The 12,221-nt window shown below is 33.8% G+C and carries 11 protein-coding genes and 1 tRNA gene; 2 read left to right on the forward strand and 10 right to left on the reverse strand.

Annotated elements, in window-relative coordinates; genetic code table 11:
* The 5 genes from ACKI67_RS01350 to ACKI67_RS01370 all read right to left on the reverse strand — a co-directional run.
* Positions 1–329: winged-helix domain-containing protein (locus ACKI67_RS01350; protein WP_407461598.1), on the reverse strand; the 329-nt coding region annotated here is incomplete at its 3' end.
* A 144-nt stretch (positions 330–473) separates the two neighbouring features.
* The gene (gene glnA, locus ACKI67_RS01355; RefSeq protein ID WP_407461599.1) at positions 474–1,817 is read right to left on the reverse strand and encodes a type I glutamate--ammonia ligase; all 1,344 of its coding nucleotides are present in this window, start codon (positions 1,815–1,817) and stop codon (positions 474–476) included.
* 329 nt (positions 1,818–2,146) lie between these two features.
* Positions 2,147–2,899: a HesA/MoeB/ThiF family protein gene (locus ACKI67_RS01360; RefSeq protein WP_407461600.1), complete on the reverse strand. Its 753-nt coding sequence runs from the start codon at positions 2,897–2,899 to the stop codon at positions 2,147–2,149.
* A gap of 150 nt (positions 2,900–3,049) precedes the next feature.
* Entirely contained in the window at positions 3,050–4,219 is a 1,170-nt protein-coding gene (locus ACKI67_RS01365) for an aldo/keto reductase (RefSeq protein ID WP_407461601.1), read from the reverse strand.
* 213 nt (positions 4,220–4,432) lie between these two features.
* Positions 4,433–4,542 (reverse strand) — tRNA-Met (locus ACKI67_RS01370).
* A 192-nt stretch (positions 4,543–4,734) separates the two neighbouring features.
* On the opposite strand from ACKI67_RS01370, the gene ahcY reads away from it, so the two are divergent.
* Together ahcY and ACKI67_RS01380 are read left to right on the forward strand one after the other, a co-directional pair.
* Positions 4,735–5,985, forward strand: coding sequence for an adenosylhomocysteinase (gene ahcY / locus ACKI67_RS01375; protein ID WP_407461602.1), 1,251 nt, complete (start codon positions 4,735–4,737; stop codon positions 5,983–5,985).
* A gap of 133 nt (positions 5,986–6,118) precedes the next feature.
* Positions 6,119–6,784, forward strand: coding sequence for a DUF2119 family protein (locus ACKI67_RS01380; protein ID WP_407461603.1), 666 nt, complete (start codon positions 6,119–6,121; stop codon positions 6,782–6,784).
* A gap of 87 nt (positions 6,785–6,871) precedes the next feature.
* On the opposite strand, the gene fen is transcribed toward ACKI67_RS01380, so the two are convergent.
* The 5 genes from fen to cyaB form a co-directional block, all read right to left on the reverse strand.
* Entirely contained in the window at positions 6,872–7,858 is a 987-nt protein-coding gene (fen, locus tag ACKI67_RS01385; RefSeq protein ID WP_407461604.1) for a flap endonuclease-1, read from the reverse strand.
* 164 nt (positions 7,859–8,022) lie between these two features.
* A complete protein-coding gene (locus ACKI67_RS01390; RefSeq protein WP_407461605.1) occupies positions 8,023–8,589 on the reverse strand; it encodes a chorismate--pyruvate lyase family protein in 567 nt (188 codons plus the stop codon).
* A gap of 115 nt (positions 8,590–8,704) precedes the next feature.
* Positions 8,705–9,958, reverse strand: coding sequence for a homoaconitase large subunit (gene hacA, locus ACKI67_RS01395; RefSeq protein WP_407461606.1), 1,254 nt, complete (start codon positions 9,956–9,958; stop codon positions 8,705–8,707).
* Between the two features lie 201 nt (positions 9,959–10,159).
* Positions 10,160–11,338 (reverse strand): homocitrate synthase family protein, encoded by a 1,179-nt coding sequence (locus ACKI67_RS01400; protein WP_407461607.1) that lies wholly within the window; start codon positions 11,336–11,338, stop codon positions 10,160–10,162.
* 189 nt (positions 11,339–11,527) lie between these two features.
* The gene (gene cyaB / locus ACKI67_RS01405; RefSeq protein ID WP_407461608.1) at positions 11,528–12,073 is read right to left on the reverse strand and encodes a class IV adenylate cyclase; all 546 of its coding nucleotides are present in this window, start codon (positions 12,071–12,073) and stop codon (positions 11,528–11,530) included.
* Positions 12,074–12,221: the final 148 nt, after the last annotated feature.

A 12,221-nucleotide genomic window follows, 5' to 3' on the forward strand; every position in this document is an offset into this window, starting at 1 on the left:
ACGATTACGTTTCCTTCTTTCTTATTGTAGTCAAAATTAGTCAGATATATTCTTTCCTCGAATTTTGAAAATGTGAAGTCAACCTGATCGTAAATCAATCCTTTTTCCAATTTGCTTTTTCCAAGTTCGGTTATTACTCTACCAGAATATCCTTTTCTCTCTGTGTATCCCTTTTCGTCAAGAATCTGCATGTGATAACGCACTGCTCTTTCACCAAGATTATATCCTTTGTTTTTAAGCTCATCAGCTATTACTTTTGAACCGATTGGTTTTTCTTGAACATTTAGGATTCTTAGAATTTCTATCATTCTATGTTCGGATTCTGACATGTAATCTCCTGCTTTTGATTGGAATTTTAAAATGAGTTTATAAAAATAAAATTGGAAAATTAAGTTTTCTTAAAAAATAAAAGATAGCTATTTAATTGGTTTATTAAATAGCTAGACTTTACTTAAACTTTTTTATAAATAATATTATAAGTCTAAGTATTTTTTGTGTTCGTAATTGAATACTTGGACTCTGTATTCGTCCCATTCTTCATATTTTGCATTTAAGAATGCATCGAATATGTGATCTCCAAGCGCTTCTTTCATAATTTCACTTTCTTCAAAGGTATGGTATGCTTCCCATAAACTGGATGGCAACAATTCAATACCCATTTCTTCCCTTTCCTCATCGCTTAATTCATAGATGTTGAATTCGATAGGTTCACCAGGATCTATCTTATTCTTGATACCATCCATACCTGCTTCAAGCATTACTGCAAATGCAAGGTAAGGGTTACAGGTTGGGTCTGGGCTTCTGTATTCAATACGGGTAGCTTTTCCACGTGCTGCAGGTACTCTGATTAATGTAGATCTGTTTTGAATACCATATGAGATGTATACAGGAGCTTCATAACCTGGTACCAATCTTTTGTATGAGTTTACAATAGGGTTGGTCACTGCGGTTATTGCTGCGGAGTGTTTCAATAAACCTCCAATAAACCACATTGCTTCTTGGGATAACCCGTTTTCACTGTTTTCATCATAGAATATGTTTTCACCATCTTTGAATAGACTTTGGTGACAGTGCATTCCACTACCACTTTCTCCAAAGAAAGGTTTTGGCATAAATGTTACTCTGTAATCGAATCCATCGAAGTCAGCCATATTTGCTACAATAGCTTTAATTGCTTGTTTGAAAGTAATTACTGCGTCTGCAGTTTTTAATGCATCATCAAACTTAAATGCAATTTCGTTTTGACCAGGACCTACTTCGTGGTGGCTTGCTTCTACTTCAAATCCTAATTCCTGTAGGTTGGTTGTAATTTCTCTTCTGAAGTCGGTTCCCTTATCAACAGGTTCCACATCAAAGTATCCTGCACTGTCGTGAGGGATTGGGTTTCCGTCGTCATCAGTGTCTACAATAAAGAATTCAGGTTCTGGACCTATGTTGTAGGTGTATCCTTCTTCTTTGATTTTAGCCAATGCCTTTTTGAGTATTCCTCTTGGGTCTCCTTCAAAAGGTTCTCCATTTGGCTTGTAAATGTCACAGATAAATCTGCATGAAGCAGACTCTTCAGGTCTCCAAGATAAAGCAGAATAGGTGCTTATGTCTGGTTTCAATACAAGGTCACTTCCTTCGATTCCTACGAAACCTGGTATTGATGATCCGTCAAATAGGATACCATCAATTAATAAATCTTCCATATTGTCCAATTCACATGGGATTGATACATTTTTAGGGATTCCATGCAAATCAACGAATTGGAGTCTAATAAACTTAATATTGTCTGCTTTCATTCTTTCGATTACGTTTTTGATTCTTTCTTCCATTAAATCATTCTCCATAATATTGGAATAATATAATTAATTTTATTAAATTATTAGTTTCGGAAAATCATTTCCACCTAATAATATATTACTTTTAATAATATATTATTTTATCTATTTTATAGTTTTTAAATGTTAAGGGTAAGTTTATTTTTTTTAATATTTTTCATTTAATTATTTAATTTTTTATTAAAATTTTAAAAATAGTTTAATTTTATTATAAAAATTTGAACAAAATTAGATTCATATATAAATGGGTAATGATTTTTTAAAAAGAGTTTTTAATTTCAAATAATTGCAGTTAAAATAAAAAAAGAGTTGTTTTAGAATGGTTATAATTCTAAAACTTTAAATGATTCCAAGTTCAATAAGTCAAAATTAAGTATTTTTGGAGCGTAGTTGACTTCTCCAATTCCAGTTACCAATTTATAAGCTTCAAATGATTCCATGCATCCAACTATATTTGGAACCGGTCCAATTACTGGAGGCACTCCTTTGGTTAATTTTGAAATTTCCTTTTTGGTTTCCTCTCCCAATTCCTTTCCAAGGGATGGAAGTGAGAATAATTCCTCATAGGATGGAGTATCCTTGGTAAATACACTTACTTGTCCTTGTGTTCCATGAATTGCTCCATGGACAAATGGGATATCATTTTCCCTTGCATATCTGCTTACAATGATTCTTGTATATAAGTTGTCTAAAGCATCTATGATTATATCCCTGTCTCCAAATACCTTATCTATGTTGTCTGCAGTCAACTCTTCATTGAATGCATTAACCTTTGTATAAGGGTTAGTAATTCTGACTCTTTCCTTTGTTGCAACTACTTTATCAACACCTACTGTTTCTAAACTGGATATTGCTTGTCTGTTTAAGTTTGAGAGATCATATGCATCCTTGTCTATTATTGTTAAGTCTCCAAGTCCCATACGTGCAAGCATAAGGATGGTTCCTCCACCTATGCCTCCACAGCCAACTACTCCTATTTTAGCATCTTGGAATCTTGTCTGTTGGCTTTTGGTTACAATGCTCATTTGACGAGTTGCTATATCCCAGTATCCAAATCCTTTATATCTTTCTGGCATATTTCCACCTTTAGTTCATATTGACATTTGTTTGTCCTAATTAATATTTTTATTTAAAATGTTTATTTTTGAATCCCCATTTCTATATTATTTTTCTTAATATATAACAATTGTTATTTTTTTACATTTGATTAAATTTTTATTAATTTTTTAAACATAATCCTCTTCCTTGCCAAAGAACTCTTCCACTTTCTTCATATCCTCTGAAATGTGAATCATTTGAGGGCAGTGATTTAAGCAGTCATCACAATGAAGGCATCTGTCTGCTCTTGTTCTCGGGTCAAGTGCGAAATAATGGAATGCGCTTGCAGATGGGTTGTTCAGCATTTTCCCTACATTATATTCCCTAAAGCAGCTTGCAACATCTACCTTATGAGGGCATGGCATGCAGTATCCGCAACCGGTGCAATCGTTTCCTCTTCTTTGCTTATATTCCCAAGCCACTTCCTTAATCAATTCCAAATCATGTTCGCTTATTGAGTTCACCTCAGTTCTTGAAGCGATTTCAATGTTCTGCTTTATTTGATCGATGCTGTTCATTCCGCTAAGGACAACATCCACTTCTTCCATATTCCATAGGTATTGGAAAGCCCATTCAACAGGGGTTCTTTTTTCTTCAGCCATATCCCATAGGTCCATGATGTCTTGAGGAACATTCTGAACCAAGGTTCCACCTCTTAGAGGCTCCATAATCATTGTTCCAAGACCGTGAGAAGATAGGTATTCAACTCCTTCCCTTCCTGACTGGTATCTTTCATCAAGATAATTCAATTGTGTGAGCCCAAATTCGAACTTATCATAGTCATCGACTATGTCAACTATCCAATCCATCTCTGTATGTGCTGAAAATCCCATATGCTTGACTCTGCCAGAGCTTAAAAGCTCGTCCATCCATTCAAAAACATCAAGTTCCCTAAACATTTTCCAATAGTCCTCGTTAAGGTGATGCAACATATAGAAATCAACAGAATCAGTTTGAAGGTCCTTTAATTGGCTTTCAAAAATAGTCTCCATATCTTCATATTTCTTTATTTTCCAGCTTGGCAATTTGGCTGATAGGAATATTTCATCTCTATATGAATATTCTTTGAGGAAATTCCCTACATATTCTTCACATTTTCCCTTATCAACCAAATTTGGAGCATGATAATTATAAGCGGTATCTACTAGATTTATGCCATTTTCGATTCCATAACTTAAGATTTTATCAGTTTCTTCTTTATTGATGTCTTCATCTCTTTCAAAATGGGGCAATCTCATTGCTCCAAATCCTAAAATAGAAACTTTCTCTCCAGTTTTTCCTAAAGTTTTATATTTCATTGTGTTACCTATTAAGTTTAATAATTTCTAATCACTTGGATACTTTAATTTTATATTTCTTTGTTAATATTATTTTTTAATAGGTATTTGGGAAAATTAGTTTTTAATAGATGGGTTGTTCAAAGGTTAAAAAAAGTTTATTAAGTTGTCTATACTCTTAAAATTGCATAAAATAGTTAAAAATAGTAATGATGATATGATCCTGGGATTGGATGCCGGGGGCGGGATTCGAACCCGCGATCTCACGGTATCCCAGGAAAAAAGTCAGAGCACGCTTAGTTACCCTATGAGCCGTGCGCTCTAACCAGCTGAGCCACCCCGGCATCAGACAGTAATAAAAGTTATGTTTTTTATTCTTTATATATTTTTTGTTTGCTAGCAAATTCCATATATAAATGCACAATTATTTATTTATAATGAAAGCAATAAATTATAATGATATAATTATTTTAAGATAATTATTCACAAAAATGATTATTATTGATTTTATTTATTAACTTTTTTATGTGATATTTATGAGTAACGTAAAAGACATGTCCCTTGCTGATGAAGGGATTAGAAAAATCAAATGGGTTCAAAAACACATGCCTGTTCTTGAGCACATCAAAAAACAATTTGAAGAAGAAAAACCTTTTGAAGGAATTACCATTGGATCCTGCTTACACTTGGAACCTAAAACAGTCAATTTAGGTTTGACTTTATTAGCTGGTGGTGCTGAAGTAGCTATGACTGGTTGTAATCCTCTTTCAACTCATGATGATGCAGCAGCTGGTGCAGCTGCTCTTGGATTGAATATCTATGGTTGGAGAGAACAAACTGATGAAGAGTACTACGAAGCTATTGACAATGTATTGTCCCACAAGCCGGATGTAATCATTGATGACGGTGCAGATATGATTATGTACCTCCATGAAAAACGTCCTGAACTCTTGGCAAATATCAAAGGTGCATGTGAAGAGACAACCACTGGTGTTCACAGATTGGAAGCTATGCATGCGGATGGAGCACTTAAATTCCCAGTTATTGCTGTAAATGACGCTTATACCAAATACTTATTTGACAACCGTTACGGAACAGGACAATCTTCCTTGGATGCAATCATGGGAACCACCAATATGTTGATTGCAGGTAAGAATGTTGTTGTCTGCGGTTACGGATGGTGTGGTCGTGGAGTTGCATCAAGAGCTGCTGGTCTCGGTGCAAATGTCATCGTAACTGAAGTTGACCCAATCAGAGCACTTGAAGCAAGAATGGATGGTTACAGAGTTATGAAAATCAGAGAAGCTGTAAAAATCGCTGACCTTGTTGTAACTGTAACCGGTAATATTGACATCATCCATGGAGATGACTTCAAATACATGAAAGATGGATGTATGTTATCCAACTCTGGACATTTCAATGTGGAAATCAACAGACAAGACCTTGAAGCTCAATCCGTAAGCTGTGAAGAAGTCAGAGAAAGTATTGAAATGTTTACCATGAAAGACGGCAGAAAAATCTATCTTTTAGCAGATGGAAGACTTGTAAACCTTGCAGCAGCAAGAGGACAAGGACACCCTGCTGAAATTATGGATATGAGTTTTGCAGTTCAAGCATTATCTGCAAAATATATCGTTGAAAATGACTTGACCTTAGGTGTTGAAAAGGCTCCTGATTCAATTGATGATGATGTGGCAAGATTAAAACTTAAGGCTATGGGCATTGAAATTGACGATTTATCTGAACGTCAAAAAGATTACTTATGTGATTGGAGAGAAGGAACCTAATTCTCTTTAATCTTTTTTTATTTTATTATTATTTCTTAATTTTTTTCCAGTTTTTTATTATTGGATTAAACAGTTTTATTTTTTTTTTATTTAATTGATTTTTATATTTTAAATTGAATTATGAATTGATATCATGTCTTATTTTCGCTATATTGATAATGGAGAAGGTCCTACAAAACTCTTCATTGGAGGAGTTCATGGAGATGAAGGCAAGCATGTTCTTCCTTTAATCAAGCTTCTAAGTAGGGAGGATTTTTCCAAAGGCCAATTCTATATTTACAATTTTGACAGGACCCCCTATGTTTCCACAATTCATAAGGAATTCTATCAATCAGAGCAAGGAAAGAAAATATTGGATCTTATTGATTATTATAAGCCTGATTTTTATACAGAGCTTCATTCCTATAACATCAGACATTTCAAGAAATTGACAAGTATGGATAGGCTTGACAGTCAGGGGATTCCACCATTGATCGATTGTGGGGAGTATGTACTGTGCAGTTCAGTTTCTCCACTCATAAGGCGCAATCATTTCACTAAAGCGGACATTTGCCAAACCTTGGAGTTTCCAACTTTCAGAGGAGATGACCTAAAGCTTAGTGATGATGAATTATATGAGAAATATGGGTTCAATTATGATGCATCTGTTCGAGAATACATGTCCTTTTTAAGATTGATTACCCTAAGCAAAAATAGGGATGACTTTGAAAAAAGAGTTTTAAAGGATTATAAGAAACAGGCAGATCTTGCCTTAAAATATGTAAAAATAATTTATGGATTGGATTTTCCTAGATATTAAAATAGTAAATTTAGTAAAAAAATAAATTGGTAAAATCAGTAAAAACTTGTTTTAAAAAATCAGGTAAAAAAGAAAAATATGATTGGTTTAGAACCAATCCTCTAAGCTTTTTTGAGTTGAACTTAATTTTTTCAGTTTATCTGTAACATTCAAGACTCTGCTTTCAGAGAATCCATGCTCTTCACACATGAATTCAATGAGCTTGTCTTTTTTTGCACTTTTGAATTTGATCTCATAATCGGTATTGACTTCATGCTTTAGGAAAATCTCCCTAAGTTCATCAGGTTCCACTTCCACATCTGTAATTCCTTTCTGAACCAAAACATCTTCTAAGCTATTGTTCCTGATTAGCTTGAGTCCTGTTTTTGCACCTATTCCATGAATTCCTTCATTGAAGTCGGTTCCAACCATCAATGCCACATCAATCAATTGCTCTCTTGACAATTCCAATTCCTCTAAAACCTTTTCAAGTTCCAAATATTCTAAATTGGATAATCCTCCACTTAATGTAAGGTTTCTAACTATACGAGGAGCACCAAAGAGCAAACAGTCGTAATCTTGTGAAGCCACTGCCCAGGCATCTCCTTGCTCTACCATATATGCTCCTTGAGCTTCACCTTCTCCTATAGCCTGAACATATGGAATTCCCATATAGTCGAGGAGTTCTTTAGATGATTCAAGGATATAAGGAGACATTCTGGAGGTTCTTATAGCAAATTTTCTTGCTTCTTCGATGTTTCCTGCAGCTTTAGCTTCCCTCCATTTTTCCATTGCCTCTTCCTTAATGGCTCTTCTTTGTTCAAGGGTCTTTGCCTTGTGTTCATGACTTTCTCCATCAAAAACATATACTGGCTTGATTCCCTTGTCAACTATGGATGCGGTTCTATAGAGGATTCCGCTTAAATGGGAGGTGACATTTCCATTATGATCCATTAAAGGACTTCCATCCCTTTGACGAATACCTGATAAAAACTGATAAATTGTATTGTATGCATCAATTGCAATAGTTCTGCCTTCCAAATCTTTTAGACTAATTTCTTCTGGAGAAACTATGTCTTTGAATTTTACTCCCATATCATCCACCTTGCATTTTTTAAATCAATCTTTTTTCATTGTATGTTTTTTAATATTTTAAGCTTATTTGTATATTTATTTTATGAAATAGAGCATTTGAGAACTATTTTTCATGTTTAGTAAACTATACATTAATTTTTCCTTTAAAAATCCAATAATTGGATTTAAATTTCAGTAAAATAATCCACTGGGAAGAATTCCTTAATCCACATCAAGATTTCACCATTCATTATTATTGTGTAATCTCTTGTTAAAAAGTCTTCTTCAGTGTTGTAAAGCTCTTTAAGTTTGTCACTTGGCTTTTCTATTTGAATAACGTTTATCTCTCTTCTGGTTTCAGCATTATATTTTTTCAAGATTCTTCCGATTGGAATATCTGCTCTAACCAAATCATCTTTCATTTCTTTAGTCAATCTTTTTAATGGAATATATGAAACTGCATAGATTAAAGGTTGATCATCCTTATGCATTACAATTTCCCTATAGTTTACTTCATCCCCTGCATCGACATTTACAAGGCTTGCACTTTCTTCAGTTGCTTGTTCAAAATGTTGTTCTAAGGTTTTTAAAGCAATTTTTCCATAAAGCACATCTAAAATTGCTGTTATTGACCCATCAGTGGTCATCAGAATTTTCTGTGTGTTTGAGAAGTTTTTCACGTAGTTTTCTTCGACTTGATTGATTTTTTCAATCAATCTTACATTGATGTCATTGTCACTAGGTTTTGACATAATTTAATCTCCGTGTTGTTTATTAGGATTTAAATTTTATAAATTCAAGATTTAAAAAAATTTAAAGCATTTGGTTTAATTAAAAAAATTTAATGAAAGTTAAAAAATCATAAACTTATAAATTATCAGGGTTTTCAATAAATCCTGAAATTGCAGATGCAGCTACCACTCCTGCATTAGCCAAGTAGACTGAAGAATTAGGATCTCCCATCCTTCCCTTGAAGTTTCTGTTTGTAGAGGAAATGCTTGTTTCGCCTTCAGACAATACTCCCATATGTCCACCTAAGCATGGTCCGCAACCTGGATTGGAAACAATTGCTCCAGCATCCAAGAATGTTTTTATGTATCCTAAATCCATTGCCTTCTGATAGATTTCCTTTGATGCAGGAATGATGATCAATCTGACATCATCGTGAACCTGTTTGCCTTCAAGTACAGCTGCTGCTTGTGCAAGGTCAGATAATCTTCCATTTGTACAGGAACCAATGAATCCTTGGTCAATATGGGTTCCAGCCACTTGTGATAAAGGCTTTACATTATCCACATCGTTTGGACAAGCTATTTGGGCTTCCATATCATTAACATCAAATAGGAATTCCTTTTCATACACTGCATCCTTGTCGGATTCAAAGATATTCAATTGGTCTTTGCTTTTGCCGGTTCTCTCGCAGACATATTTGATGGTTGCTTCATTCGGTTTCATTATTCCGTTTTTAGCACCCATTTCTATTGCCATGTTTGTCATGGTCATTCTGCTTTCAACATCCAAATTGTCTATTGTCTCACCGCAGAACTCTGCAGTCTTGTATGTTGCTCCAGCTATTCCGATTTCTCCAATGATGTTTAAAATCAAATCTTTTGAAGTAATTCCTGGCCTTAGACTTCCTTCAACTTCTATCTTGAAAGCTTCCGGAACCATAAACCATGTTTTGCCTGTAGCATAGACCATAGCTAAGTCTGTAGCGCCCATTCCAGTGGAAAATGCACCGAATGCACCATATGTACAGGTATGTGAATCTGCTCCCACTATGACCTTTCCAGGCTCGACATGTCCTTTTTCAGGAAGCACTTGGTGACAGATTCCTTCCCCATGAATATAATGATTTTTAATGCCTTGGGTTTTTATGAAGTTTCTAGCTACCTTTTGAAACTCTGCAGATCCTATGGTGTTTGCAGGTATGTTGTGATCGAAAACGATAACTATCTTTTCATTGTCCCAGACCTTATCGCTTATTTTTTCAAAGGTTTTGATTGCAGGTGGAGAAGTTCCATCATGTGACATAGCTAAATCAACATCAATTTCGATTATTTCTCCAGGTGTAACTTCATGTCCTGCCTTTACAGATAATATTTTTTCTGAAATATTCAAATTTAATCTCCTGAAATTCAATCAATATCTTTAATTTAATTTTATGTCTATTATTATAATTTAATTCATTAGATTTATAAATATATTTATAAAAATTTCACATATTTAAATTTTAAAAAATTAGTTTAATCAAGATTTTAAAGATAGCGTATGCATGTTAAGAATATAATTTAAAATAAAAAAAAGAATATGTTGATTATTTTATAAATCAACATAATTAGAATCAATGCTTCTTACAATGTCTTTGAATACATCATCGTCGATGTATTTTCCTTCTTCCCTACTTTCTTTGACTTTCTTTACGATTTGGCAAAGTTGGTCATTGGTTACTTTAAAACCACATTCATCAAGTTTTGCTTTGACAGCTCTGCAACCTGAATGTTTTCCTAAAACCAATTGTCTTCTTTGACCGACAAGTTCAGGTAAGTATGGTTCATAGGTAAGAGGCTCTTCAATAACAGCATCAACGTGGATTCCTGATTCATGTCTGAATACGTTTTTACCGACAATTGCCTTATTGTATGGAATTTCCAATCCAGTTTTCTTGGATACCAATTCGGATAATTCCTGAATGTATTTGGTCTTAAATCCTAAATCCTTACCGTACAATAATTTCAATGACATTATAAGTTCTTCAAGGGAAGCATTTCCAGCTCTTTCTCCAATACCATTAACGGTGGTTGAAACAGCGCTTCCTCCTGCTAATAATCCATAAATGGAATTGATTACAGCCATACCAAAGTCGTTATGGCAATGCATAGCTATTTCCACATCAGTTACCTTTTTAAGTTCCTTGATTAGGAAGGTAATTCCTTGTGGAGTGATAGCTCCAACGGTATCTGCAATGTGCACTCTGTCTGCACCATAGCTTTCAGCTTTGGAATAGACTCTTTTCAAAAAGTCCAAGTCAGTTCTTGTTGCGTCTTCTGCTGAAAATGCTACAAACAAGCCATGATCTTTAGCGTATTCAATTGATTTCATACAGATGTTCAATGCTTCTTGTCTTTTGATATGCATCTTATGTTCCAAATGAATGTCTGAAGTTCCCATAAAGGTGATAATTCCATCAACATCACAGTCAAGAGCTCTGTCAATGTCACCTTTTTTAGTTCTGGTCAAACAAATGATTTCAGCATCCAATCCTTCATTGGCGATTGCTCTAACCGCTTTTGTTTCTCTGTCTGAGACTATTGGGAATCCAGCTTCAATTTGATGAATTCTTAATTGATCAAGCTTTCTAGCTATTTCCAATTTGTCTTCTGGTGAAAAACAGACTCCAGGAGTTTGTTCTCCATCTCTTAAAGTTGTATCATAAATAGTAATATTTTTTGGGAATTTATATTCCTCTTCCTTGTTAAAAGGACTTGTATAATATTGCATGTTTTCCTCAACTCTTTGTCTTATGTTTAAAAAGCATAGTTTTATATAGTTTTTTAGTTTGCTTTTCTTTAGTTTAAGTTTAATAGTGTAGTTGTATTTTTAGTTTTGTATTTCTTTTTTATAAACTTTTTTATATTTTTCTAATTCTATTGGATTAAAATCAATGATATTTGTTATTAATTTAAATAGTTATTTGTCCAGCTCTTCCAATAATTCCAAATAAGAAGTTCTTTCAAAGCCATCGGTAATTCCTAATCTTTCAAATAATTCAAATATGCTTGATTGTGCTTTACTGTAGTCTGAACCGTCATCTAAACTGATTTCTATTTCCATGTATGGATCCAAACCATGAACATTGTCTAAGCTTATTTCATAGTTTTCAAATTGGTAATATTCTCTGTCTTTAATGACAGTTCTCACTTCTTTGAATTCTAAAAATTCAAATATTTTGCTGCATTTGTCTGCATCTTCAATTTCCATTTCCACTTCCTGTCTGGTCTTGCTTTTCTTATCTATCTTTGGGCCCTTGTAAGTTATGAATAGGTTGTGCTTCTCATCGGATTTTGTTTCTCTTATTCTCAATGCCTCATCGGTTTGAGCAAAGTCCTTTACAGGGCTATTGAAATATCTGTCCTCTTGATGTTCTGTCTTGACTTTAACTGCATTGATTTCATCAAGCCTTTCTCTCATTTCATCGAAGCTGTTGATTTTAGCTTTTACTTCCACTTCAATCATGTTTTTGGTCTCACTTAAATTTTATAAAAAAGTTCTTGAAATTTTAAATATAGTTCAAATTTTAATTAAGTTTAAATTTCATAATAAAAGTTCTTAAAATTTTGAATTCAATTTTATATTTGTTTTAAATACCTTTATAAATGGTTGT

This window comes from Methanobrevibacter sp. (assembly GCF_045577275.1).
Lineage (GTDB): Archaea > Methanobacteriota > Methanobacteria > Methanobacteriales > Methanobacteriaceae > Methanobrevibacter.